Here is a 24,276-nt window from a genome sequence, read left to right as displayed (position 1 = left end):
ATTTATTACAACAGATACATCCCCATCCCTGATTTTATTTCTTTTATTAATTTGCTGTTTTACCAGTTTATTCTTTTTTGACGGGTTACTGTTCATTCGAGGGCAATATGCTGAGCAAAAATGAGAAAAAGAATCATTATCTTTTAAAAGAGTGGAAACCAGAAAATGCGGCGTTTTGGGAGAATAAGGGAAAGCAAATAGCGCGCAGAAATCTTTGCATTTCCGTAGCTTGTTTGCTACTCGCCTTTTGCGTCTGGATGCTATTCAGCGCCGTCGCCGTCAATCTCAATAAAGTCGGATTTAATTTCACCACCGATCAGCTCTTTTTATTAACCGCTCTGCCTTCGCTTTCCGGTGCAATATTACGCGTCCCCTACTCCTTTATGGTACCTATATTTGGCGGGCGCTACTGGACTGTATTAAGTACGATTATTCTGGTGGTGCCCTGTATCTGGCTGGGTGTCGCCATTCAAAACCCCGCTACTCCATTCTGGGTATTTATCACCATTGCCCTGCTGTGCGGTTTTGCCGGCGCGAACTTTGCTTCCAGCATGGGAAATATCAGTTTTTTCTTTCCCAAAGCGAAACAGGGCAGCGCGCTGGGTATCAACGGCGGCCTCGGCAATCTCGGCGTCAGCGTGATGCAGATGATCGCGCCGGCGGCGATTTTTCTGCCCATCTTCGCTTTTCTTGGCATCCATGGCGTGCCTCAGGAGGATGGCTCTCTTCTCGCGCTGAGCAACGCCGCCCTCGTCTGGGTTCCGCTGCTGGTGATAGCCACCTTCGCCGCCTGGGTAGGAATGAACGACATCGCCAGCTCAAAGGCTTCGATTCGCGAGCAGCTGCCGGTGCTGAAACGCCCGCATATGTGGCTGCTGAGCCTGCTCTATCTGGCCACCTTTGGCTCGTTTATCGGCTTCTCCGCCGGTTTTGCCATGCTGGCGAAAACGCAGTTCCCCGACGTGAATATTCTGAAGCTGGCTTTCTTCGGGCCGTTTATCGGCGCGCTGGCGCGGTCATTTGGCGGCATTATTTCCGACCGTCTCGGCGGCGTGCGGGTCACGTTGATCAATTTTATCTTAATGGCGCTGTTTACCGGCCTGCTGTTCCTCACTCTGCCCGGCACCGGCTCCGGCAGCTTTCTCGCCTTTTACGTGGTGTTTATGGGACTGTTCCTTACCGCCGGTCTCGGCAGCGGTTCCACCTTCCAGATGATCGCCGTGATCTTTCGCCAAATCACCCTCGACAGCGTGAAGAAACGCGGCGGCAGCGACGAACAGGCCCAGCACGAAGCGGTGACCGACACCGCGGCGGCGCTCGGCTTTATCTCCGCCATCGGCGCGATTGGCGGCTTCTTTATCCCTAAAGCCTTCGGTACCTCGCTGGCGATGACCGGCTCCCCGGTCGGGGCGATGAAGGTCTTCCTGGTTTTCTACGTGGTTTGCGTGCTGGTGACCTGGCTGGTCTACGGCCGTCGCAAACCGGCAAAACAATAACGGCATATTCATCGGATGGCGGCTGACGCCCTATCCGGCCTGGGGATCGTACGGTCTTTTCAGGCCGGACATTATCGGAGCAGGAGGAAGGTCATGAGTAAACTACTGGATCGCTTTCGCTACTTTAAGCAGAAAGGCGAGAGCTTTGCCAACGGCCACGGTCAGGTGTACAACACCAACCGCGACTGGGAAGACAGCTACCGTCAGCGCTGGCAGTTCGACAAAATCGTCCGCTCAACGCACGGCGTGAACTGCACAGGCTCCTGCAGCTGGAAAATTTACGTCAAAAACGGGCTGGTCACCTGGGAAACTCAGCAAACGGACTACCCCCGTACCCGCCCGGACCTGCCCAACCACGAACCCCGCGGCTGCCCGCGCGGCGCAAGTTACTCCTGGTACCTCTACAGCGCTAACCGCCTGAAGTATCCGCTGGCGCGCAAGCGGCTGATTGCCCTATGGCGCGAAGCGCTGGCTCAGCACCAGGACCCGGTGCAGGCGTGGGACAGCATCATGCAGGACCCGGTCAAAACCCTCTGCTACAAGCAGGTACGCGGCAAAGGCGGGTTTATCCGTTCAAGCTGGAAGGAGCTGAACCAGCTGATTGCCGCCGCCAACGTCTGGACCATCAAAAACTACGGCCCGGACCGCGTGGCGGGCTTTTCGCCGATCCCGGCGATGTCGATGGTCTCTTACGCCGCCGGCACCCGGTATCTGTCGCTGCTCGGCGGCACCTGCCTGAGCTTCTACGACTGGTACTGCGACCTTCCCCCCGCCTCGCCAATGACCTGGGGCGAGCAGACCGACGTTCCCGAGTCCGCCGACTGGTACAACTCCAGCTATATTATCGCCTGGGGCTCCAACGTCCCGCAGACCCGAACCCCGGACGCCCACTTCTTTACGGAAGTGCGCTACAAGGGCACCAAAACCATCGCGATTACCCCGGACTTTTCGGAGGTAGCCAAGCTCAGCGACCAGTGGCTGGCGCCGAAACAGGGTACCGACAGCGCGCTGGCCATGGCGATGGGCCACGTGATCCTCAAAACCTTTCACCTTGATAACCCGAGCGATTATTTCCTCAACTACTGCCGCACCTACACCGATATGCCGATGCTGGTGATGCTTGAGCGTCGCGAGGAAGGTTTCTACGTTCCCGGCAGGATGGTCCGCGCCGCCGATCTGGTCGACGATTTGGGCGAAAGCAATAACCCGGAGTGGAAAACCGTCGCCTATAACAGCGCTGGTGAACTGGTGGCGCCCAACGGTTCGATTGGCTTCCGCTGGGGAGAGAAAGGCAAATGGAACCTTGAACAGCAGGCCGCCGGGCAAGCCATTGAACTCAAACTATCGCTGCTGGATAGCCGTGACGACGTGGTGAAGGTGGGCTTTCCCTACTTCGGCGGCAACGAAAACCCGCACTTTCGCAGCATCAAGCAGGATCCGGTGACGCTGCATCAGCTGCCGGTTAAGCAGCTCCCGCTGGCCAACGGTGAATCCGGCCTGGTGGTTAGCGTCTACGATCTGATTCTCGCCAACTACGGACTCGATCGCGGTTTAGACGATCCCAACGCCGCGCAGGACTTCAGCGAGATGAAAGCCTATACCCCGGCGTGGGCCGAACAGATTACCGGCGTCCCGCGCCAGCACATCGAGCAGATCGCCCGTGAATTTGCCGATACCGCGCATAAAACCCACGGACGGTCGATGATTATCCTCGGCGCCGGCGTCAACCACTGGTACCACATGGATATGAACTACCGGGGGATGATCAATATGCTGGTGTTCTGCGGCTGCGTCGGCCAGAGCGGCGGCGGCTGGTCGCACTATGTCGGCCAGGAGAAGCTGCGTCCGCAAACCGGCTGGCTGCCGCTGGCGTTCGCCCTTGACTGGAATCGTCCGCCGCGCCAGATGAACAGCACCTCCTTTTTTTACAATCACGCCAGCCAGTGGCGCTATGAAAAGCTGACCGCCCGGGAGCTGCTGTCGCCGCTGGCCGATGCCAGCCAATTCAGCGGCCATCTGATCGACTTTAACGTTCGCGCCGAGCGCATGGGCTGGCTGCCCTCCGCGCCGCAGCTGGGCGTCAATCCGCTGACCATCAAGGCGCAGGCCGCCGCGGCCGGACTGACTCCCGCCGACTACACCGCCCGGGCGCTGAAGTCCGGCGAGATCCGCTTCGCCTGCGAACAGCCGGATAACGGCAAAAATCATCCGCGTAATCTGTTTATCTGGCGCTCCAACCTGCTGGGCTCTTCCGGCAAGGGCCACGAGTATATGCTCAAATATCTGCTGGGCACCGACAGCGGTATTCAGGGCGATGAGCTGGGCGCCAGCGATGACGTGAAGCCCGAAGAGGTGGAGTGGCAGACCGCGGCCATCGAAGGCAAGCTCGACCTGCTGGTGACGCTCGATTTCCGCATGTCCAGTACCTGCCTGTTCTCCGATATCGTTCTGCCGACCGCCACGTGGTATGAAAAAGACGATATGAACACCTCGGATATGCATCCGTTTATCCACCCGCTCTCCGCCGCCGTTGACCCGGCCTGGGAGGCGAAAAGCGACTGGGAAATTTACAAAGATATCGCCAAAACCTTCTCCGAGGTCTGCGTCGGCCACCTCGATAAAGAGACCGACGTTGTGCTGGTGCCGCTGCAGCACGACTCCCCGGCGGAGCTGTCGCAGCCCTTCGACGTGCTGGACTGGCGGAAAGGGGAATGCGAGCTGACGCCGGGTAAAACCGCGCCGTCGATTGCCGTCGTTGAGCGCGATTATCCGGCGACGTATGAGCGCTTTACCTCCCTCGGGCCGCTGCTCGACAAACTGGGCAACGGCGGTAAAGGCATCACCTGGAACACCCAGAACGAGGTCGACTTCCTCGGCAAGCTTAACTACGTCAAGCTGGACGGCCCGGCCAAAGGTCGCCCGCGCATCGACAGCGCCATTGACGCCTCGGAAGTGATCCTCGCCCTCGCCCCGGAAACCAATGGCCAGGTGGCGGTCAAAGCCTGGCAAGCGCTCGGCGAGTTTACCGGCCGCGAGCATACGCACCTGGCGCTGAATAAAGAGGATGAAAAAATTCGCTTCCGCGATATTCAGGCCCAGCCGCGCAAAATTATCTCCAGCCCGACCTGGTCCGGCCTCGAGAGCGAGCATGTTTCCTACAACGCCGGCTATACCAACGTCCACGAGCTGATCCCCTGGCGCACCCTCTCCGGCCGCCAGCAGCTATATCAGGATCACCCCTGGATGCGCGCCTTTGGCGAAAGCCTGGTGGTTTATCGTCCGCCCATTGACACCCGCAGCGTCAGCCAGATGAAAGCGATTCCGCCTAACGGCTTCCCGGAAAAAGCGCTCAACTTTCTGACGCCGCACCAGAAATGGGGCATCCACTCCACCTACAGCGAAAACCTGCTGATGCTGACCCTGTCGCGCGGCGGGCCGATCGTGTGGATCAGCGAAACCGACGCTCGCGAGCTGGGTATTGAAGATAACGACTGGATCGAGGCCTTCAACGCCAACGGCGCGCTCACCGCCCGCGCGGTGGTCAGCCAGCGCGTACCGCCGGGGATGACCATGATGTACCACGCGCAGGAGCGCCTGATGAATATTCCGGGCTCGGAAGTCACCGGACGGCGCGGCGGGATCCATAACTCGGTCACCCGCGTGTGCCCGAAACCGACCCATATGATTGGCGGCTACGCCCAGCTGGCTTACGGTTTCAACTACTACGGCACCGTCGGCTCCAACCGCGACGAGTTCATCATGATCCGCAAAATGAAAAATATTGACTGGCTGGATGACGAAGGTCGTGATGGGGTACAGGAGGCGAAAAAATGAAAATACGTTCACAGGTCGGTATGGTTCTCAATCTCGATAAATGCATCGGCTGCCACACCTGTTCCGTCACCTGTAAAAACGTCTGGACCGGACGCGAAGGGATGGAGTACGCCTGGTTTAACAACGTCGAAACCAAACCGGGCATCGGCTATCCGAAAAACTGGGAAGATCAGGAGGTGTGGGAAGGCGGCTGGGTGCGCGATGTTAATGGCAAAATACGCCCGCGTCTGGGCGGCAAAATGGGCGTCATCACCAAAATTTTCGCCAATCCGGTGATACCGCAGATCGACGACTACTATGAACCCTTTACCTTTGATTACCAGCATCTGCACAACGCGCCGGAGGGAAAACACCTGCCCACCGCCCGTCCGCGTTCGCTTATCGACGGCAAGCGGATGGATAAAATCATCTGGGGCCCCAACTGGGAAGAGCTGCTCGGCGGCGAGTTTGAAAAGCGCGCCCGCGACCGTAACTTCGACAAGATTCAGAAGGAGATGTACGGCCAGTTTGAAAATACCTTCATGATGTATCTGCCGCGCCTGTGCGAGCACTGCCTGAACCCGAGCTGCGTCGCCACCTGCCCCAGCGGCGCCATCTACAAGCGTGAAGAAGACGGCATCGTACTGATCGACCAGGACAAATGCCGCGGCTGGCGTCTGTGCATCAGCGGCTGCCCGTACAAGAAAATCTACTTCAACTGGAAAAGCGGCAAATCGGAGAAGTGCATCTTCTGCTACCCGCGTATCGAGTCCGGACAGCCCACCGTCTGCTCAGAAACCTGCGTGGGACGTATCCGCTACCTCGGCGTGCTGTTGTACGACGCCGACCGCATTGAAGAGGCCGCCAGCACCGAGCGCGAAACCGACCTCTACGAGCGGCAGTGCGAGGTGTTCCTCAACCCCCACGACCCGGCGGTGATTGAAGAAGCGCTGAAACAGGGGATTCCACAAAACGTGATTGATGCCGCCCAACGCTCGCCGGTGTACAAAATGGCGATGGACTGGAAGCTGGCGCTGCCGCTGCATCCGGAATACCGCACCCTGCCAATGGTCTGGTACGTGCCGCCGCTGTCGCCGATTCAGTCCTACGCCGACGCCGGCGGTCTGCCGAAAAGCGACGGCGTGCTTCCGGCCATCGAAAGCCTGCGTATTCCGGTGCAGTATCTCGCCAATATGCTCAGCGCGGGCGATACCGGCCCGGTACTGCGCGCGCTGAAGCGCATGATGGCGATGCGTCACTACATGCGCTCGCAAACGGTGGAAGGCGTCACCGATACTCGCGCCATCGAGGAGGTGGGCCTGAGCGTTGAGCAGGTCGAGGAGATGTACCGTTATCTGGCGATCGCCAACTACGAGGACCGCTTCGTGATCCCGACCAGCCACCGCGAAATGGCGCGCGACGCCTTCCCCGAGCGCAACGGCTGCGGCTTTACCTTCGGCGACGGCTGCCACGGCTCCGACACCAAATTCAACCTGTTCAACAGTAGCCGCATTGACGCCATCAACATCACCGAAGTACGCGATAAAGCGGAGGGGGAATAATGCAAATCCTCAAAGCGATCGGCCTGCTGATGGAGTATCCGGATGAGTTTCTTTGGCAGTGCAAGGACGAGGTGCTGAGCATGGTGCATCACGACGCCCCTGTGCTCAACGACTTCGCCGCGGAGGTGCTGAATGCCCCGCTGCTGGACAAGCAGGCCGAATGGTGCGAAGTGTTCGACCGGGGTCGCGCCACGTCGCTGCTGCTGTTTGAACATGTGCACGCCGAGTCCCGCGACCGCGGTCAGGCGATGGTCGACCTGCTCGCTCAGTATGAAAAGGCGGGCCTGGTGCTCAACTGTCGCGAACTTCCCGACCACCTGCCGCTGTATCTGGAATACCTCAGCATCCTGCCGGAAAACGAAGCGCGCGAAGGTCTGCAAAACGTCGCGCCGATTCTGGCGCTGCTGGGCGGGCGGCTGAAGCAGCGCGGTGTCCCCTGGTATCAGCTGTTTGACGCCCTGCTCAGCCTCGGCGGGATCCCGCTATCAAGTGACAGTGTCACGCAGCAGGTCAACAACGAGTCCCGCGATGACACCCGGCAGGCGCTGGATGCGGTCTGGGAAGAAGAACAGGTGAAATTTATCGAAGACAACGCCACGGCCTGTGACAGCTCACCGTTACAGCAATATCAACGACGCTTTAGCCAGGACGTGGCGCCGCAGTACGTCGACGTCAGCGCGGGAGGCCCGAAATGATACAGTATCTGAACGTCTTTTTTTACGACATCTACCCCTACATCTGCGCGACGGTCTTTTTTCTCGGCAGCTGGCTGCGCTATGACTACGGCCAGTACACCTGGCGCGCCTCCTCCAGCCAGATGCTGGATAAACGCGGGATGGTGATCTGGTCGAATCTGTTCCATATCGGCATACTCGGCATTTTCTTTGGTCATCTGTTCGGCATGTTAACGCCGCACTGGATGTATGCCTGGTTTTTACCCATTGCGGTCAAGCAGCAGATGGCGATGGTGCTCGGCGGCGTCTGCGGCGTCCTGACGCTGATTGGCGGCGCCGGTTTGCTCTGGCGTCGTCTGACCAACCAGCGCGTTCGCGCCACCTCGACCGCGCCGGATATCATCATCATGAGCATTCTGTTGATTCAGTGCCTGCTCGGGCTGAGCACCATCCCTTTCTCGGCGCAGTATCCGGACGGCAGTGAAATGATGAAGCTGGTGGGCTGGGCGCAGGGCATCGTCACCTTCCGCGGTGGCTCGTCAGAAATGCTCAGCGGCGTGGCCTTTGTTTTCCGCGTGCATCTGGTGCTGGGGATGACGATTTTCTTGCTGTTCCCGTTCACCCGGCTGGTTCACGTCTGGAGCGCGCCGTTTGAATATTTCACCCGCCGCTACCAGGTGGTACGTTCAAGACGCTGAGCAAAATCCGCAATCATCCCGGGTCGCGGCAAAAACGCCTAACCCGGGCGACAGGCTCGCCCCGTAGCCCGGCTAAGCGTAGCGCAAGCCGGGTAACATCCCCGTTTGACCGTCATCCCCTATCCAGCCAACGGTTCCTGTACGATATTTATTTTCCGGCCTCGGGATGGGTATCAAACGCCGCCATCACCGCCGCCAGCTCCGCTTCGCTAAAGCCGTATTTGGCATCATCCACGCCAAGGCCAAAACGCGTTTGCAGCGCCTCATACAGCGCCGGAACGTCCGCTAAATCGAGCTTTTCGACGACGTGGTTTTTATCCCAATGGGTAAAGTGGAAATTGGTCAGCGTCATTTTGCCGCCGTCCGGCAAGTGGCGGCACATCAGCAGATGATGGCGGAAGTGCGACTGCGGCCAGTGCGCCGACCAGAAGTTGCCCATCACATAGTCGGAAGCGTACTGGCGACCTAAATCAAAATGGTACATCGACTGCCAGTGACCGTGATGGCTGAACTGCAACGCCCACTCTTCTCCTTCGTAAATCAGGCGATATTCGCCGTGCGGGGTGGATTGTTCTATATCCGCCAGCAGCTTAATCGGCGCGGTCAGCGTCTGGCCGCCGAAACCAACGTCGGCAATCCAGCGTTCCCCCTCCACCTCCACCAGCAGCAGCCGATGGGTACGCGGCGGCATATGCGGCGGATTGGCCAGCACCACACGCCCCAGAAGGCTGCGCACGGTAAAGCCGATCTCGCGCAGCGCTCTTTCCAGCAGGCCGTTTTGCTCGAAGCAGTAGCCGCCGCGACGACCGTGAATCAGCTTCTCTTCGAGGGTGCGATCGTCGAGATGTATCTCTCTGGGCAGCAGCACATCCAGATTTTCAAAGGGGATCGCGCCGTTATGGTGAATATGCAGTTCGCGCAGGGTGTGAAGTGAAACGTCCGGGGTGCCCGTCCAGCCCAGACGAGAAAAATAGGCGCTTAAAAAGGGACTCATCAATGCCTCCAGCAATCGGTGTCCGACATTTATAGCCTGTTTTTCCCGCCTGACCAGCTATTTTGTGCGATCGTATTTATCCGCGCGTGCCCCGCTGCATCAGCGCCAGCGCGCAGAGCATCAGCCCCAGACCGGTAAAGAGCGTCAGCGATGCCATTGCCATTCCCTCTCCCGCCGAGCCCTGCTCAAACTGGCGCCAGATAAACACCGAGACGGTTTGCGTCCCGGCCGGCGCAAGCAGCAACGAGGTCACCAGCTCGCGGGAGGCAACGGCGAACACCATCAGCATCGCCGCCAGCAGCGCCGGAAAGACCAGCGGCAGAACGATCAGACGCAGCGCCTGCAGGGCCGTTGCGCCGTGCACCCGCGCCGCGGGTTCGAGATTATTGCCAAGCTGACGCAGCGCGCTGCTGACGTAGCGCACCGGCCAGGGCAGCAGCAGACAGCAGTAGGAAAGCAGCAGCATAAACCAGGTGTTGTAGGGGGACACCGGCCAGAACGGCTGGTTCCACAGCAGAATCAGCCCGACGCCCACCACCACGCCCGGCAGCGCCGCCGGCAGCAGCGATAGCGCATCAACAAAGGCGCTCCCCTTCATTTTTTGCACCACAACCAGCCAGGCGGCGAGCAGCCCCACCAGGCCGACAACCCCTGCCGAAGCCAGCGCCAGCGAAAGACTGGTTGCCAGTGCCGACAGCGCGTCGCCCTGCTGAGCAAACAGCGCGGCAAAATGGCGAAGGGTAACGTTGTCAGCGTGGATACCGCCCGACAGCGTGCTCATCAGGCTGGTCAGCACCATCGACGCGCCCGGCATCACCACCGCCAGCCCCCCGACACCCGCCATCACTAGCACCGCCGGAAGCGTCAGCCAGCCCAACTCCGCCCCGCTATTCTCTCCCGGCTTGCCGGTGACGCTGGTGACCTCTTTATCGCCGGTCAGCCGTTTTTGCAGCCACCAGGCCAGCAGCGCCACCGCGATCAGCAGCAGCGAAAGCAGCGACGCGCCGGGCAGATCGACAGGCCAGTCGGCGAGCTTTCTCTCAATGCCTACGGTCAGCATGACCAGCCCCGCCCGCGCCCCCAGGGCCGCCGGAACGCCGTACTCTTCAATGGCCAGGGTAAACGCCAGCAGCATCCCCGCCGCCAGAGCCGGAGAAAGCATAGGCAGCGTGATGTGCCAGAACGCTCGCCAGGCGCTGGCGCCGTGCACCCGGGCGACAATCGCCAGCCGCTGACCGCTGGCCAACAGGCTGCGCGAGACGGCGAAGTAGACCACCGGAAAGATATTGAGAGTCATCACCAGCACGATCCCGATGCGGCTAAAAAGCAGATCGTTGAGATCCCAGCCGGTCAGTTGCTGGAGATAGCCATGACTTTGCAGCATCAGGATCCACGACAGCGCGGCAATATAGGGCGGCGTCAGAAAGGGGATCAGAAAGAGCAGATCCCACAGCCGCGGCAGCGGGATAGTAAACAATCCCCGCAAGACGCCCAGCGGTAGACCGATGACCACGCTCATCAGCGCCACGCCGCAGGCCACCCACAGGGTACCGCCGAGCATCGTCGGCAGCTGCGGGTCGGCAATCAGCGTTGATACGCCGCTAAATGCGCCGCCCAGCGAACCGGCGCTAAACCGGGGAAAAATTGCCTGGAGGACAATAAACAGCAGCGGCAACGCCACCAGCACCAGCAGCGCCGCCAGCGTGCCCGCTGAAATAAGTCTCTGTTTCACGGTATATTCCTGGATACGATCTTACCCGGCTCGCGCTGCGCTTAGCCGGGCTACGGGGTCACAGCCGTCTGCGGTCCGGTAGCCAGAACAGGCGCGCCAGCGCCGCCTCCGGGGAATGTGCCCGGGCTGATGCCCAGGCGTTGCCTCTTCCCGGCTCGCGCTGCGCTTAGCCGGGCTACGAGGTCACAGCCGTCTGCGGTCCGGTAGCCCCGACAGGCGCGCCAGCGCCGCCTCCGGGGAATGTGCCCGAGCCAACTTTCGAAGCCCGGGGGAAAAGTCGGTTTACTGGGCGAAAAGCGTATTAAAGCGGGAAAGCACCGCGCTACGTTCGCTATTGCCATCGCTGGTGGTCGGCAGAATTTTCAGCTCGTTGAGCAGCGGGCGCTTCGCCGGAACATCGCTGCGGGCGGGCATAAGCCAGGCGTCGGCGACCAGCGCCTGGCCTTCCGGCGACAGCACATAATCAACGAAGGCTTTTGCGTCGTCAGCATGCTGGCTGGTTTTGAGGATCATCATCGGCCGCGGTGCAATGACCGTGCCGCTGGCCGGGAAAATCACCTTTAGCGATTCGCCCTGATGGATATTGCCGTAAGAGACATAATCAACCGCGCCGAATACCGCCGCTTTCGCCCCCTGCATCACCGGCGTTACCGCCTGGGCGTTCGGCCCGCTGACCACCATGCCATTCTTCTTTAACGCATCAAACAGCGCCCAGGCTTTATCGCCCATGCCATTCTGTAACCCGATCAGCAAATCCAGCGACGCGCCGGAAAGTGCCGGGTCCGGCGTCGTCACTTTGTCTTTGAACGCCGCTTCGGTCAGGTCGCGCCACTCTTTCGGCTCCGGAGTGCCGCTTTTGGTATTCCAGACGATCCCCAGGGCCGAAATACCCTGAGCAACGTAATCGGCGGATTTCAGGTTCGCCGGGACCTTATCGGCATTGGCACTCTGATACGGCAGCAGCCAGCCGCGGTGATGCAAATCTTCCGCCGTATCCCACGAGGCGGAAATCAGCACATCCGCCTGCGGGTTAGCCTGCTCGGCCTCGAGACGCGCCATCACCTTACCGGTGGTGGCCTGGAAAATATTTACCTTAACGCCGGTTTTCTTCTCATAGCCGCTGGCAAGGCTTTTCGCCAGCGAGCCCGGCCCGGCGGTGTAGACGGTGAGCGCCTGGGCGCTGGAGATCGTGGTGGCGGACAACATCATCGCGAGCGCGGCTCCTTTGGTAACGGTGATAACGGTTTTCATACGGATTCCCCTGAGGTTGAAGTCACGTCGCGGACGGCGGCAATGCAGCCCGCAGATAAATGAATAATTTTGTCGGCCAGCAGTTCGGCTTCGCGACGGTCGTGGGTGACGTAGACGGCAGTGATGCCCAGTTGGCGCCGCAGGCGGCTCATTTCGAGGCACAGCGACTCGCGCAGCTCGCTGTCGAGATTGGAGAGCGGCTCATCGAACAGCAGCACGCGCGGTTCTGCGACGATGGCGCGGGCCAGCGCAACGCGCTGCTGCTGACCGCCGGAAAGGCCCGACGGTTTGCGGTCGGCGAACCCGCTGAGACCGACCATCGCCAGCGCCTCCTCGACCCGTTGCTGTCGCTGCTGACGCCCGACGCCGCGCATACGCAGCGGGAAAGCCACGTTCTGCGCCGCCGTCATGTGCGGCCACAGGGCGTAATCCTGAAAGACCATGCCGAGATCGCGCTGCTCCGGCGGCAAGCCCCAGCCGGTTTTCGCCACCAGGCGATCGCCAAAGTGAATGCTGCCGCTGGCGGGTACGGTTAATCCGGCGAGCAGGCGCAGCAGCGTGCTTTTACCGCAGCCAGAAGGCCCCAGCAGCGCAACAATGCTGCCCGCATCGATATGCAGATCGATCTGATTAAGCACGGTGTGAGCGCCGAAGGCGAAAGAAACGCCGTCGAGTTTAATGCTGGTAAGCGCGCGCATTATCGCCCTCCCGTTGGGAAAGCGAGACTCTGCCCGCGGTCAACATCCGCCGGCGCGCGCTCACCTGAGACAAATTCAGGGGAGCTAACATATTGTTATCCTCTTTGGGACTTAGTGACGCCGACTATAGGGACCCTCGATGACGTATTGATTACATTTTCATTGCGGATTAACGTGTTGTCTGGCATCAGACCCATTTACCAAGGAACGCATATGAGCCGTTTTCGCCACGTGGAACTTCAGTACGCCAGTCGCCTGCTCAACCATGGCCCAACAATTTTGATAACCAGCTATGACGCCCACTCTCAACGCCGTAACGTCATGGCCGCCGCTTGGTCGATGCCAGTGGAGTTCGCTCCGCCGAGGCTGGCCATCGTGGTAGATAAAAGCGCCTGGACGCGGGAAATTATTGAGCGCAACGGCGCATTTGGCATCGTCGTTCCCGGCGTCGAGGCCGCCAGTTGGACCTACGCGGTCGGCAGCATCAGCGGACGCGATGAGGATAAATTTAACGCTTACGGCATCCCGGTCGTGCAAGGTCCGGAGCTGGGCTTGCCGCTGATTGAAGAGAAGTGTCTTGCATGGATGGAGTGCCGACTGCTGCCGGCAACGGCGGCTCAGGAGCAGTACGATACGCTGTTTGGCGAAGTGGTTTCCGCCGCCGCCGATGAGCGCGCGTTCGTCAGCGGACGCTGGCAGTTCGACGACGATAAGATCAATACCCTCCATCATCTCGGCACCGGCAACTTTGTTGCCAGCGGCCGCCACGTCCGCGCCAATACCCCGGAAGAATAGCCCCCGCTCGCCTCCGGGGCAATTCTTCACCACCCTGCGCGTCTCTCCCGGGGGCGGCGCACAGCGCCTTGCCCGGGCTACCGGACCGCAGACCGCTGAGGACGCGTAGCCCGGACAGATGCGCAGCATCGCCTCCGGGAGGTGAACTAGCGCAGCAAACGCCGCCGATCTTCGCTGGGCGTCAGGCCAAAGACCTTTTTATATAAGGTGGTAAAGTGGTTGCTGTTGGCAAAACCGCATAAATAAGCCACTTCGGTAATCGTCATATCGGTCTCGCGTAATTTGACGCGCGCCGAAACTAAGCGCAGACGCTTTAAATAATTATCCGGCGTCAATCCCGTCGCCTCTTTAATATGGCGAAAAGCGGTCCGCGTGGTCAGGTGGAATTTCTCCGCCAGCTGCGGCCAGTTATGTTCTTCAAAACAGTGCTCCTGTAGCCAGGTCAGCAATTTATGCAGCTTATATTTGGTGGTGCTATATTCGGCTTCGGTTTCCGCATGCAGAATCGTCGTCACCAGCTGGAAAAAGGCGGCTTCGCGCAGGGCAATATTTTGCCCTCGCCGCAGCTCGGCAGAAAATATTTTATCTACCAGTTCCTTGCAGATCTGGCGGGTATCCGGCGCCAGCCAGCCGTAGCAGGAAGCCTTTCGTGCGGAGAACGTCTGCAATAAGGTGTCGAGAGGCTGTAAATAATGAAATTCTACCAGTGGGTTAATTAATACGTTAATTAACTTAAGCGTTCCCAGCTCATCATAATAGTGAACATCGCCCGGCTGAACGTAAAAAACGTCGCCCTGCTGAATATATAATGGCCGGCCATTAATAACGTGTAAGCCGTGCCCTTCTTCAACGATCACCAGTTCAGCAAACTCGTGACTATGTTCATGGCTATTATCTTCCGGATCGCTGGCGTACATTCCCAGCTTATCCTGCGGATGGGTGAAATAATACTCAACGGTTAGCATCATCGATCGGGTCCAAAACGGCATACGGCGCAGGGGCAAGATAATGCATTTAACCGGCCGCCACGAGCAAGATTTATGGAATTGTGATCGGCGACCCGCTCATCTCATTATCAGTGCCATTTTGCCAGATGCATTGGCATTGCCAGAGTGGTTGCCGCGGGCGGCGGCGTCTTATGCTGCGGACAAATCAACACAGAGGACGCAGTATGTCACAGGCAATTCAGCATAATTCTCAGGTCATGATGACCCGCCACCCGAATTTTTTACGTACCGCCGAGGCGCTCCGGCCCGCGCTGAGTCGTCAGGCACACCCGCCGATCGCGGTAGTCGAAGCCCACGCCGACGCCGCGGCGCTCTTCGGCTGGCGCGCCGAGCCGGTGAGCACCCTGGCCGCGCTTTACCAGCGCGAGCTGAGTAGCGGCGATAGCGTCATTATTGATTTTGGCAGCCACTACGTTGGCTACCTGCATTTTCTCTGCCAGAGCGCCGGGAGTCCGCCGGACGCTCCGGCCCATCTGCAGTTGACCTTCGGCGAAACGCTGAGCGAAGTGTGCGAACCGTTCAGCGACTATCAGGGCTGGCTCAGCAGCAGCTGGCTGCAGCAGCAGGATCTGTGGCTTGATGTCCTGCCCGCCGAAATTGACCTGCCGCGCCGCTACTGCTTCCGCTATCTGAAGGTGGAGGTCAAAGCCGTTTCGCGCAAGTTTCGCCTGCAGTTCACGCAGATTGAGGTTAACGCGGTCACCTCGGCCAGCGGCGCATGCCCGGCGGCGACAACCTCCGACCCGCAGCTCCGGGCCATCGATAACGTTGCCGTGCTGACCCTGCAAAACTGCATGCAGGAAGTGTTTGAAGACGGCCCCAAACGCGACCGCCGCCTGTGGCTCGGCGATTTACGTCTGCAGGCGCTGGTCAACGATGTCACCTTCGCACGCCACGATCTGGTGCGCCGCTGCCTGTACCTTTTTGCCGGGCATACTCGCGAGGACGGCATGGTATCGGCCAACGTGTTCGTGCAGCCGGATGTCATTGCGGACGATACCTTTCTTTTTGATTATTCATTGTTTTTTGTCGACGTCCTCTACAACTATCTGCAAAGCGCGGAGGATATGGCCACGGCCCGCGAGCTGTGGCCCACGGCGCGTCGTCAGGTAGAACTGGCGCTGACCCGCTGCGACGCCTCCGGCGTTGTGCGCGATAGCGACGACTGGTGGGTGTTTATCGACTGGCAGGCGTCGCTGAATAAACAGGCGGCGGCGCAGGGGGTACTGATTTACTGCCTGCAGCGCGCTATCTGGCTGGCGGAGCGTTTCGAACCTGAGCTGGCCGCAAGCTATCGCCAGCGTTTACAGCAGCTCAAAGCGGCGGCCCTCGATGCGTTATGGGACCCGCAGCAGGGCTTTTACGTCAGCGGCGCCCGGCGGCAGGTCTCCTGGGCATCGCAAATCTGGCTGGTGCTGGCGGAAGTCGGCACGCCGCAGCAGCGCCGGGAGATCATGCGCAACCTGGAGAAAAATCCCCCCGCGGTCGCCATGAACACACCCTACCTGCGTCATCACTATATCGCAGCCCTTCTGCAGTGCGGGCTGCGCGACGAGGCAGTTGCGCAGATCAAAGCCTACTGGGGAGCCATGGTCGACTACGGCGCCGATACCTTCTGGGAAATCTTCGACCCGGCGCATCCTGATTTTTCCCCTTATGGTAGCAAACTGATAAACAGTTATTGCCATGCGTGGAGCTGCACCCCGGCCTGGTTTATTCGCCAGTACGGACTTTAACAACAACGATAAGCGAGTGTATTTTTATGGCAGAAACAACCTTTACCCTGTGGCGGCAGCGCCTTGGCTATGGCATCGCCGACCTCTCCTGCAATCTCGTGTGGCAGATGATCTCTCTTTATCTGATGTTCTTTTACACCGACGTGATGGGCCTGCCCGCCTATTACGTTGGCCTGATGTTTCTCGTGACGCGTCTGGTGGATGGCGTTGCCGACGTGCTGATGGGGCTGGTTATCGACAATACCGCCACCCGCTGGGGACGCTGTCGTCCGTATCTGCTTATTGGCGCGATCCCCTTCGGATTGCTGTGTATTCTGGCCTTCTACGTGCCGGATTTCGGCACCACCGGTAAGCTGATCTACGCTTTTGTCACCTATCTGTGCCTGTCGTTTCTCTATACCATCGTCAACATTCCGTTCTGCGCCATGCTGCCGTTTCTGACGAACGACTCGCGGGAACGCACCACGCTGTCGGCGGTGCGTATTCTGCTCGGTTCGCTCGGCGCGACCATCGTCGCGGTCGCCACTCTGCCGCTGGTTGGCGCGCTGGGGAAAGGCAATCAGCAGCACGGTTTCTTCTACACGGCGGTGGTTTTCGGCGTTATTGCCACCTTCTTCCTGCTGGTGAGCTTCCGGAACGTTAAGGAAAATATCAGCATTACGCAGGAGCGCATGACCTTAAAACGCGCCTGGGTCAGCCTGCGCGCCAACCGGCCGTGGTTCGTCTTCGCCATCAATATTTTCCTGATGTGGGGCGCGTTTTTCTTCCAGACCGGGGCGCTGGTCTACTTTTTCCATTATTACGTCGGCAATAACGATCTCACGGCGATCGTCGCCGGGATCTCCACCTTCGTGCCTCTGCTGGGTACCCTCACCGTGCCGCTGCTCGCCAGCCGGATGAAAAAGCGCCACGTTTATCTGGTCGCCAGCGCGATCAACCTGGTCGGCATGGGCATGATGATGGCGGCTGGCGTTAACAGCTGGGGCCTGGTTGCCGGTGCGGTGGTGCTATCGCTTGGCGCCGGACAGCGCACGGCAATTTACTTCTCCATGCAGGCCGATCCGGTGGATTACGGGGTGTGGAAAACCGGCATCAATACCGCCGGCATTTTGACCTCTATCAACGGCTTTCTTGGCAAGGTGGCTATGGCGGGCGCGGGCGCTATTACCGGGGTACTGCTCTCATCCGGCGGCTATATCGCCAACCAGGCCCAAAGCGACGGCGCGATGCTGGCGATAAAAGCCTGCTACCTCTATATCCCGGCGCTGCTGATTGTCGCCTCAATGCTGTGGATTGGCCGCTTCTATCGCCTCGACGACCAGTATGAACAGATCCGCGCCGACCTTGATGCCGGACGCCGCGCGCCGCCGGACACGTCGTCAGTCGCCGGAGAAAACCACGCCCTGTAAGGCGCAGCACACCCTTCATACCTCTGAAAAAAATAAGGATTAATATGCGTATCTCTTTGATTAGCATGGCGGTTTGCTGCGCCCTTTTTTCGGCTTACGGCGCAAATGCGGCCCCGCTCACCGTCGAACAACGGCTGGCGCTGCTGGAGGCCCGGCTTAATCATGCGGAGCAGGAGGCCGGAGAGGCTAAACGTCGGGCGCAGCAGGCGGAGCTGCGCACCAGCGCGGCAGAACAGCGTGCGGCGGCGGCGGAAAAACAGGTGCAGACGTTAAGCCAGCGCACCGATGCCACGGAGCAAAAGCAGCAGGCTGCCGACAAACAGCTGGCGAAAACCCGCCTTACCGACGGCTTTGAATTTAACGCCTACGCCCGCTCCGGAATGCTGGTCAACAGCCACGGCAAAGGCGCGCGCGGCGGCCCGGGGATCTCGCCGGCCAGTTCGCTCAACGGTGACGCCCACGTTGGCCGTCTCGGCAATGAGAAAGATAACTACGTGGAGCTTAGCTTCGGCAAAAAAATGACCTTCAGCGACGGGTCGTGGGCGCACTTTAAAACCATGCTTGCCGACGGCGCGACCAACCCGGATCCGTGGGTGCAGGATAACGACAGCCACCATCTGAACGTGCGCCAGCTGTACGTTGAGATGGGTAATTTCGCCGATTTTTCCGGGCCGTTCAGGAGCGCTTCCATCTGGGCGGGCAAGCGTTTCGACCGCGATAACTTCGATATCCACTTTACCGATAGCGATATTATGTTCCTCGGCGGTACCGGCGGCGGGATCAATGACGTCAACTGGAACAGCACGCTGCGCGGCGATTACTCGGTCTATGCGCGCAGCTTTGGCGATCTGGGCAGCGATAACTATCAGGATAACGATATACAAAACCTGATGTTTACCGCCAACCACTTCTGGAACAACTGGCAGCTGATGACCACGGCGATGACCGCCCAGGGTAACGATGACCTGAAAGATACAACGTCGACGACCGGCAGCTACGCCCTGCGCAGCGATAATACGGCGAAAAACGGCTACTACGCGATGCTGGCGTATCACGACAAGCAGCGGTTTTATGGCCTGGCGCCGGGCGTTTCGGAGAGCGCCCTGCAGTACGGCGGCGGGCTGGGCGCCGAAGCGCGGCAGCCGGGCAGCGACGGCGATCTTACCGAAAACGCCAAATCTCTGCGCTTTGCGTCATACGGTATTTTGCCGCTGGGGAAAAACTGGCAGCTTGCGCCATCGGTTATCGCCCAGCATAGCGAAGACCGCTATCGCGACGGGGACCGCTACGATTGGGCAACCTTCAACCTGCGGGTTTCCCAGGGGATCACCCGCAACTTCGCCCTGCTGTACGAGGCGTCCTGGCAATATATGGACCTGAATCCCAACGGCCGAACCTATCGCTACGACAGCGGCGTGCATCAATACCAGGCGGTGAGCGGCGATTTTTACAAGCTGACCTTCGCCCCGACCTTTAAAGTGGGCGATGTATTGGATATTAAAGCGCGGCCGGAGATACGTTTCTTTGTTACGTGGATGAACTGGGATAAAGATCTGGATCGCTACGCGATCAACGATGATTTCGGCAGTAAAGGCTTTACCGCCGGGGGGAACTGGAACTTCGGCGTGCAGACGGAGATTTGGTTTTAATAAAATAGCCCGTCCGGGGTAAACGCCTGGACGGGTTTATTTAAACACTCGCGGTTACTTTGTCACTATGCCAGTACAGTATGAAGTACATTAAACTAATAAAATAAAAACCATAAAATATGAGCGCTGTATTTCTCGACTTCTGTCAAAATAGAATCATTGGTTTCCATACGTAATACTCTCCTTTTTAAAGGCCCTGGTTACGAAATGGGGCAAACTCTGTCATTTTCCTTGCGAAGAATAACGTTTCAAATAACCTTCAACAAGTTGATAATCAATGGATTGCCCTGAAGCAATAAAAGCAGCTTTCTGGATGCACCGGTTGGATGACGTCGTTTCGTTTCCCAGCTTTTAACCAGCTCATAGCTAACGCCAACGGCGGCGGCGAAGTCCTGCTGTTTTAAACCTGTGGCTTCGCGTATCGCTTTCACATCAACTTCGCTGAAGGTATGAACGTGGTGCACCTTCGGCGTTTGTTCACCCTTCTCAATCCTGACCATTTCTTCTGCACTAGCCAGCAGATCGGCAAACAATTCGTCTTTCATACACACCTCAGTTGGCTCTCTGGCGCTATCAATGTATCGATCATTAATAGCTCAGCCTCACTTCATGTTTATTGGCTAGTTTAATAACTCAGCAACCTGCCTTAACATCTTTTTCTGCTCCTGGCTTAACTCATCCTGTTCATTTTTAGGATAGATGAGCGCCAGGTAGATTCTTCCCTTTATCGTTACATTATAGTAAATCACCCGCACGCCGCCGCGCTTTCCCGTTCCGGGACGACTCCAGCGGATTTTACGAAAACCTCCAGTTCCCGAAATGGTGTCACCTGCCTCAGGATCATTGATCAGGATTTCCTGGAAGGCCCGAAATTCATCATCCGGTAACAGCGCCTGGCGTCGTTTACTGAAACCTTGTAGTTCAATAAAAGTAAACATCTCATTCCCTGATGTCCTTACGACTTACCAGACAAAATACATGTACAGGGTACATTAATCAAGGAGTTTTATGTACCCTGTACATGGTGACGCGTTTACCCATGACAAGATGTATCGCTCATGACTTCGCTTCAGTGCCCCTCTCCCGGGGGCGGCGCAGAGCGCCTTGCCCGGGCTACCGGACCGCAGATCACCGGGAACGCGTAGCCCGGACAGATGCGCAGCATCGCCTCCGGGGAAGAAACCGGGTTACATGTTATAGCCCGGTTTCTTAATCAACTGTTCCATCTGCGGGGCGATTTCGCTGTCCCACACCTGCTGCCAGTCGCTCGGCTCAACCTGCTTCAGGGCCACGCTCACTGAACTCTCTTTGCTGTTGAGATGGCGAATCAACACCTCGGTAATATCGGCGGCCAGCGCCGCTTTTTGTTCATCATTCAGGTCGCGGGGAAAACATTTAATATCAACGTGCGGCATAGCAGGCTCCTTTATTGTCTGGACGATAAAACTAGCATAACCCGCGTCATCCGGATCGCTTTTTGTGCTTTAAATCAGCTCGTTGCGGCGCAGAACGGCTTCGAGTTTGGGATGTCGATACACCGCATCCGCCACGGCGACGAATTTTGGCGTCTGCGCCGCAAACCACTCCCGGCGCGGGCCCCAGGCGCACATCGCCGCAATATAGCAGTCCAGCAGGGTTATCTCCGCCCCCAGCGCATACGGCGCGGCGGCAAGCTGCTCCTCCAGCCACAGATAGAGCGATTTGCGATAGCTGATGCAGCTTTCCCGCAGCTGGTTTGGCGCATCGGCGGCCCAGCGCTCCGGGTAATCCGCAAAGGTAAAGGTGGGATAGACGTTCGCCACCAGCCAGATGAGCAGACGCTGAAAGGCATGCCGCTGCGGCGATCCCGGCGCCGGAGCCAGATCCGGTCGAACGTCGAGGATCATCAGGGCAATCGCCGCGGATTCGGTCATCACGCTGCCGTCTGCAAGCGTCAGGGTCGGCACCTGACACAGCGGGTTTATCTTTTTGAGGCGGTCGCGCTGCGGGCCCGGCTGGTCAAAGCCCTCAACGTTAACAAAATGGTACGGGATATCGGCCAGCGTCAGCATCAGTTCGCTAATTGTTGAGCCCCAGCCGGGTACGCCATAGACGGTGATCATATTCTGCGCCCTCGATGAATTTGCCGCTCAGGAACAGAGCGGCGACGGGTTTAGCAATTTTGCAGTATAGATTTGATTACGCCATGCCGCTATTGAGGCCCCCTCGCACATGCGAAACGGCAGAGCTACGCCGACTCGCGCGCCACCAGGTGAAAGCCGATATCAATAATCGCTTCCCGTTCTTCTCCACCTTCTATGCGGTCGGCAAGCAGCGTGGCCGCCTGCTCGCCGATGGCATGCCGGTCGACGCTGACGGTGGTGATGGCCGGACGGTTGCTGGCGGCGAAGTCCAGATCGCCAAAACCGATCACCGCCAGATCCTGCGGCACGCGCAGCCCCCGGCTTTCGGCTTCCATAATCGCCCCCTGGGCAAGGGTATCGGAGCTGCAGACGATAACGTCAAACTCGCCGCCGGCGAGCAGCTCGGCCAGCCCGCGACGCCCCAGCGCCAGCGATGCCGGAAGCGGCACCTCGACCTGCGGCGCATCGTCAATGCCGTTTTTGGCCAGCCGGGCGCGGAGCCCCTGCTTTCGCAACGTCGCGCGCGCATCGCCAGCCCACAGCAGACCCGGGCGGCGGTAGCCTTTTTCCAGTAGGTACTCGCCAATGGTTTCGCCGACTTTTTCATGCGAAAAACCGACCAGCATATCCAGCGGCGTCGGGGTGAGATCCCAGATTTCCACCACCGGCGTGGCGGCGTTGAGGATCGTCTTCTTCAACGCCGGGGCGTGCTGAATGCCGGTCAATACCACGCCATCCGGACGCCGGGAGAGTAAGGTTGCTACCAGCTCGGCTTCGGTCTGTCGGCTGTAGCCCGCCACGCACAGCAGCATATGGTAGCCGCGCGCCGCCAGGGTATCGCTCAGCGCCTGGATGGTATCGACAAACATATTGTTATTGATTTGCGGCACCACCACGGCCACCAGCTTGCTGCGCCTGGAGGCCAGGCCGCCGGCCAGCGCGTTAGGGATATAGCCCGTTGCCTGCACCGCCTGCATCACTTTCTCGACCGTTTTTGGCCTCACCAGCTGCGGCGTATTCAGCGCCCGGCTGACCGTCATCGACGACAATCCGGCGCTACGGGCTACGTCATCCAGCGTCGGCGCGCGCGTCGGTTTTCTGCTTTTCACGACTAAGCCCCTGTGTTGAGTCGTTTTCTGTGGGCATTATTGATGATGGCCCGCGCAATTGCCAGCGCTCACCTCGACATCCTCAATAGAATCAAATACCTGAAACACAAAATGTTATCGCTATCATTTTGATTTGTGATTTTTCACAAACCTTTTTGGATCGTGACCTGAGCTGCATAATTTTACCCTTTATAACCGCTAATTGTGATCGTTTGTACAAATTAAAATCACTGTCGTAGCGCCAGGACAATTTCAGGATTAAAAATGTTAGCGCAAACATTTTACCAATAAAAAGGAACTAACTATGACCTCGAGCGCTAATTCCAAGTCCGTGACCTACGCCAAAGCTTCCGGCGTCAAAACCGCCGCTGAAACCGGCGACCGCATTGAACACGTCAAACTGTCGCTGGCCTTTCTGCCGCTGGCGACCCCCGTTAGCGATGCAAAGGTTCTGACCGGTCGGCAAAAACCGCTTACCGAAGTAGCGATCGTTATCGCGGAAATCCGCTCCCGGGACGGCTTTGAAGGCGTTGGCTTCAGCTATTCCAAGCGTGCGGGCGGCCAGGGCATTTACGCCCACGCCAAAGAGATCGCCGATAATCTGCTCGGCGAAGACCCGAACGATATCGACAAGATCTACACCAAACTGCTGTGGGCCGGCGCATCCGTTGGCCGCAGCGGTATGGCGGTACAGGCCATCTCCCCTCTTGATATTGCGCTGTGGGATATGAAAGCCAAACGCGCCGGACTACCGCTGGCGAAACTGCTCGGCGCGCACCGCGATTCCGTTCAGTGCTACAACACCTCCGGCGGCTTTCTGCATACGCCGCTGGATCAGGTGTTAAAAAACGTGGCTATCTCCCGTGAGAACGGGATTGGCGGGATTAAGCTGAAGGTCGGTCAGCCGAATACCGCCGAAGATATTCGTCGCCTGACGGCGGTGCGTGAGGTGCTGGGCGATGACTTCCCGCTGATGGTGGACGCCAACCAGCAGTGGGATCGCGAAACCGCTATCCGCATGGGGCGCAAAATGGAGCAGTTCAATCTGATCTGGATTGAAGAGCCCCTTGACGCCTACGATGTTGAAGGCCACGCGCAGCTCGCCGCCGCGCTGGATACGCCGATTGCCACCGGCGAGATGCTGACCAGCTTCCGCGAACATGAGCAGCTTATCCTCGGCAACGCCAGCGACTTTGTCCAGCCGGATGCGCCGCGCGTCGGCGGGATCTCCCCGTTCCTGAAGATTATGGATCTGGCGGCGAAGCACGGTCGCAAGCTGGCCCCGCACTTTGCGATGGAGGTACACCTGCATCTCGCCGCCGCCTATCCGCTCGAGCCGTGGCTGGAGCACTTCGAGTGGCTGAACCCGCTGTTTAACGAACAGCTGGAGCTGCGCGACGGACGGATGTGGGTTTCCGAACGCCACGGTCTGGGCTTTACCCTGAGCGAACAGGCCCGCCGCTGGACCCAGCAAAGCTGCGAGTTTGGTAAACGCCCTTAACCGAATTCCCCGGATGGCGGCGTAAGGGC

At 58.7% G+C, this 24,276-nt stretch carries 20 protein-coding genes; 10 read left to right on the top strand and 10 right to left on the bottom strand.

Features of this window, described 5'->3' with window-relative positions; genetic code table 11:
• The first annotated feature begins 107 nt into the window (after positions 1 to 107).
• From ACESQ2_RS10230 to narI, 5 genes are all read left to right on the top strand, one after another.
• Complete coding sequence (locus ACESQ2_RS10230; RefSeq protein WP_373170350.1) at positions 108 to 1,496, top strand: NarK family nitrate/nitrite MFS transporter; 1,389 nt, start codon at positions 108 to 110, stop codon at positions 1,494 to 1,496.
• A 93-nt stretch (positions 1,497 to 1,589) separates the two neighbouring features.
• Complete coding sequence (locus ACESQ2_RS10225; RefSeq protein WP_373170348.1) at positions 1,590 to 5,330, top strand: nitrate reductase subunit alpha; 3,741 nt, start codon at positions 1,590 to 1,592, stop codon at positions 5,328 to 5,330.
• A complete protein-coding gene (gene narH, locus ACESQ2_RS10220) occupies positions 5,327 to 6,871 on the top strand; it encodes a nitrate reductase subunit beta (RefSeq protein ID WP_004101903.1) in 1,545 nt (514 codons plus the stop codon). Before ACESQ2_RS10225 ends, narH begins: the two co-directional genes overlap by 4 nt.
• Entirely contained in the window at positions 6,871 to 7,566 is a 696-nt protein-coding gene (gene narW / locus ACESQ2_RS10215) for a nitrate reductase molybdenum cofactor assembly chaperone (RefSeq protein ID WP_046878386.1), read from the top strand. Before narH ends, narW begins: the two co-directional genes overlap by 1 nt.
• On the top strand, positions 7,563 to 8,243 hold the full coding sequence (narI, locus tag ACESQ2_RS10210) for a respiratory nitrate reductase subunit gamma (protein WP_014838419.1): 681 nt from the start codon (positions 7,563 to 7,565) through the stop codon (positions 8,241 to 8,243). The genes narW and narI overlap by 4 nt, the downstream gene beginning before the upstream one ends.
• 148 nt (positions 8,244 to 8,391) lie before the next feature.
• Here the strand turns inward: narI and nhoA are convergent, their stop codons facing one another.
• The 4 genes from nhoA to ACESQ2_RS10190 form a co-directional block, all read right to left on the bottom strand.
• Positions 8,392 to 9,237: an N-hydroxyarylamine O-acetyltransferase gene (nhoA, locus tag ACESQ2_RS10205; protein WP_014229271.1), complete on the bottom strand. Its 846-nt coding sequence runs from the start codon at positions 9,235 to 9,237 to the stop codon at positions 8,392 to 8,394.
• A 76-nt stretch (positions 9,238 to 9,313) separates the two neighbouring features.
• Positions 9,314 to 10,969 (bottom strand): ABC transporter permease, encoded by a 1,656-nt coding sequence (locus tag ACESQ2_RS10200; RefSeq protein WP_373170346.1) that lies wholly within the window; start codon positions 10,967 to 10,969, stop codon positions 9,314 to 9,316.
• A 282-nt stretch (positions 10,970 to 11,251) separates the two neighbouring features.
• Positions 11,252 to 12,220, bottom strand: coding sequence for an ABC transporter substrate-binding protein (locus ACESQ2_RS10195; protein ID WP_373170345.1), 969 nt, complete (start codon positions 12,218 to 12,220; stop codon positions 11,252 to 11,254).
• Entirely contained in the window at positions 12,217 to 12,921 is a 705-nt protein-coding gene (locus ACESQ2_RS10190) for an ABC transporter ATP-binding protein (protein ID WP_373170408.1), read from the bottom strand. Before ACESQ2_RS10190 ends, ACESQ2_RS10195 begins: the two co-directional genes overlap by 4 nt.
• A gap of 210 nt (positions 12,922 to 13,131) precedes the next feature.
• Here ACESQ2_RS10190 and ACESQ2_RS10185 point away from each other — a divergent pair, with 210 nt between their 5' ends.
• Positions 13,132 to 13,713 carry a flavin reductase family protein gene (locus tag ACESQ2_RS10185; protein WP_004850682.1) on the top strand — a complete coding sequence of 194 codons (582 nt, stop codon included), beginning with the start codon at positions 13,132 to 13,134 and terminating at the stop codon, positions 13,711 to 13,713.
• 146 nt (positions 13,714 to 13,859) lie between these two features.
• Here the strand turns inward: ACESQ2_RS10185 and ACESQ2_RS10180 are convergent, their stop codons facing one another.
• Positions 13,860 to 14,681: a helix-turn-helix domain-containing protein gene (locus tag ACESQ2_RS10180; protein WP_004850680.1), complete on the bottom strand. Its 822-nt coding sequence runs from the start codon at positions 14,679 to 14,681 to the stop codon at positions 13,860 to 13,862.
• A 203-nt stretch (positions 14,682 to 14,884) separates the two neighbouring features.
• On the opposite strand from ACESQ2_RS10180, the gene ACESQ2_RS10175 reads away from it, so the two are divergent.
• From ACESQ2_RS10175 to ACESQ2_RS10165, 3 genes are read left to right on the top strand one after another with little or no spacing between them, the layout of a single operon-like run.
• The gene (locus ACESQ2_RS10175) at positions 14,885 to 16,456 is read left to right on the top strand and encodes a sugar hydrolase (RefSeq protein ID WP_373170343.1); all 1,572 of its coding nucleotides are present in this window, start codon (positions 14,885 to 14,887) and stop codon (positions 16,454 to 16,456) included.
• A gap of 26 nt (positions 16,457 to 16,482) precedes the next feature.
• Complete coding sequence (locus ACESQ2_RS10170) at positions 16,483 to 17,865, top strand: glycoside-pentoside-hexuronide (GPH):cation symporter (RefSeq protein ID WP_046877309.1); 1,383 nt, start codon at positions 16,483 to 16,485, stop codon at positions 17,863 to 17,865.
• 44 nt (positions 17,866 to 17,909) lie between these two features.
• Positions 17,910 to 19,514, top strand: coding sequence for a carbohydrate porin (locus ACESQ2_RS10165; RefSeq protein WP_049069860.1), 1,605 nt, complete (start codon positions 17,910 to 17,912; stop codon positions 19,512 to 19,514).
• A gap of 248 nt (positions 19,515 to 19,762) precedes the next feature.
• Here the strand turns inward: ACESQ2_RS10165 and nadS are convergent, their stop codons facing one another.
• The 5 genes from nadS to ACESQ2_RS10140 all read right to left on the bottom strand — a co-directional run bounded on the left by nadS (position 19,763) and on the right by ACESQ2_RS10140 (position 22,746).
• Positions 19,763 to 20,059 (bottom strand): NadS family protein, encoded by a 297-nt coding sequence (gene nadS, locus ACESQ2_RS10160; protein WP_004138143.1) that lies wholly within the window; start codon positions 20,057 to 20,059, stop codon positions 19,763 to 19,765.
• Between the two features lie 75 nt (positions 20,060 to 20,134).
• Positions 20,135 to 20,452 carry a type II toxin-antitoxin system RelE/ParE family toxin gene (locus ACESQ2_RS10155; RefSeq protein ID WP_014229262.1) on the bottom strand — a complete coding sequence of 106 codons (318 nt, stop codon included), beginning with the start codon at positions 20,450 to 20,452 and terminating at the stop codon, positions 20,135 to 20,137.
• A 249-nt stretch (positions 20,453 to 20,701) separates the two neighbouring features.
• A complete protein-coding gene (pptA, locus tag ACESQ2_RS10150; protein WP_046877307.1) occupies positions 20,702 to 20,929 on the bottom strand; it encodes a tautomerase PptA in 228 nt (75 codons plus the stop codon).
• Positions 20,930 to 20,998: 69 nt separating this feature from the next.
• Positions 20,999 to 21,616, bottom strand: a complete 618-nt coding sequence (locus ACESQ2_RS10145; RefSeq protein ID WP_373170342.1) for a glutathione S-transferase family protein — start codon at positions 21,614 to 21,616, stop codon at positions 20,999 to 21,001.
• Positions 21,617 to 21,741: 125 nt separating this feature from the next.
• Entirely contained in the window at positions 21,742 to 22,746 is a 1,005-nt protein-coding gene (locus tag ACESQ2_RS10140; RefSeq protein ID WP_014229260.1) for a LacI family DNA-binding transcriptional regulator, read from the bottom strand.
• 304 nt (positions 22,747 to 23,050) lie between these two features.
• Between ACESQ2_RS10140 and ACESQ2_RS10135 the strand changes: the two genes are divergently transcribed.
• A complete protein-coding gene (locus tag ACESQ2_RS10135; protein WP_373170341.1) occupies positions 23,051 to 24,247 on the top strand; it encodes an L-talarate/galactarate dehydratase in 1,197 nt (398 codons plus the stop codon).
• Positions 24,248 to 24,276: the final 29 nt, after the last annotated feature.

Source organism: Klebsiella sp. Q11, from assembly GCF_964241505.1.
Classification (GTDB): domain Bacteria; phylum Pseudomonadota; class Gammaproteobacteria; order Enterobacterales; family Enterobacteriaceae; genus Klebsiella; species Klebsiella michiganensis.
The sequence above is the reverse complement of the archived record's forward strand: the minus strand, read 5'-3'. Positions and strand labels throughout refer to the sequence as shown.

Excerpts from the sequence above, each read along its gene's own strand:
- ACESQ2_RS10230 (WP_373170350.1), top strand. The coding sequence starts at position 108 with ATGCTGAGCAAAAATGAGAAAAAGAATCATTATCTTTTAAAAGAGTGG.
- ACESQ2_RS10225 (WP_373170348.1), top strand. The coding sequence starts at position 1,590 with ATGAGTAAACTACTGGATCGCTTTCGCTACTTTAAGCAGAAAGGCGAG.
- narH (WP_004101903.1), top strand. The coding sequence starts at position 5,327 with ATGAAAATACGTTCACAGGTCGGTATGGTTCTCAATCTCGATAAATGC.
- narW (WP_046878386.1), top strand. The coding sequence starts at position 6,871 with ATGCAAATCCTCAAAGCGATCGGCCTGCTGATGGAGTATCCGGATGAG.
- narI (WP_014838419.1), top strand. The coding sequence starts at position 7,563 with ATGATACAGTATCTGAACGTCTTTTTTTACGACATCTACCCCTACATC.
- nhoA (WP_014229271.1), bottom strand. The coding sequence starts at position 9,237 with ATGAGTCCCTTTTTAAGCGCCTATTTTTCTCGTCTGGGCTGGACGGGC.
- ACESQ2_RS10195 (WP_373170345.1), bottom strand. The coding sequence starts at position 12,220 with ATGAAAACCGTTATCACCGTTACCAAAGGAGCCGCGCTCGCGATGATG.
- ACESQ2_RS10185 (WP_004850682.1), top strand. The coding sequence starts at position 13,132 with ATGAGCCGTTTTCGCCACGTGGAACTTCAGTACGCCAGTCGCCTGCTC.
- ACESQ2_RS10180 (WP_004850680.1), bottom strand. The coding sequence starts at position 14,681 with ATGATGCTAACCGTTGAGTATTATTTCACCCATCCGCAGGATAAGCTG.
- ACESQ2_RS10175 (WP_373170343.1), top strand. The coding sequence starts at position 14,885 with ATGTCACAGGCAATTCAGCATAATTCTCAGGTCATGATGACCCGCCAC.
- ACESQ2_RS10170 (WP_046877309.1), top strand. The coding sequence starts at position 16,483 with ATGGCAGAAACAACCTTTACCCTGTGGCGGCAGCGCCTTGGCTATGGC.
- ACESQ2_RS10165 (WP_049069860.1), top strand. The coding sequence starts at position 17,910 with ATGCGTATCTCTTTGATTAGCATGGCGGTTTGCTGCGCCCTTTTTTCG.
- nadS (WP_004138143.1), bottom strand. The coding sequence starts at position 20,059 with ATGAAAGACGAATTGTTTGCCGATCTGCTGGCTAGTGCAGAAGAAATG.
- ACESQ2_RS10155 (WP_014229262.1), bottom strand. The coding sequence starts at position 20,452 with ATGTTTACTTTTATTGAACTACAAGGTTTCAGTAAACGACGCCAGGCG.
- pptA (WP_046877307.1), bottom strand. The coding sequence starts at position 20,929 with ATGCCGCACGTTGATATTAAATGTTTTCCCCGCGACCTGAATGATGAA.
- ACESQ2_RS10145 (WP_373170342.1), bottom strand. The coding sequence starts at position 21,616 with ATGATCACCGTCTATGGCGTACCCGGCTGGGGCTCAACAATTAGCGAA.
- ACESQ2_RS10135 (WP_373170341.1), top strand. The coding sequence starts at position 23,051 with ATGACCTCGAGCGCTAATTCCAAGTCCGTGACCTACGCCAAAGCTTCC.